We start from the raw sequence: 261 nt of genomic DNA on the forward strand, positions 1-261 counted from the left end.
GTGTGGTATTCAGATATGTGGGCGAATCCGGAGCCGGCCCGAAGGCCGGTCTCCGCATCATGGGACGCGACCAGGGGCTGTTGGAACTGGCCGGCCAGCGGATCGAGTTGTCGCAGCGGCACACGGAGATCCTCACCCTGCTGGCCCTGCATCCCGCCGGCCTGACGGCCGGGGAACTGGCGGACCAGCTCAACCCGCGGGCCCAGGGCGCCACCTTGCGCGCCGAGATGGTGCGGTTGCGCAAGCTGCTGGCCGGCATCA

Annotated in this window: 1 protein-coding gene; it reads left to right on the forward strand. The window is 69.3% G+C overall.

Annotated elements, in window-relative coordinates:
* Window positions 1-59: 59 nt before the first annotated feature.
* Window positions 60-261: helix-turn-helix domain-containing protein (locus AC5RV2_RS19300; RefSeq protein ID WP_494093656.1), on the forward strand; the 202-nt coding region annotated here is incomplete at its 3' end.

The sequence above is a fragment of the Arthrobacter sp. Y3225116 genome (assembly GCF_059091245.1).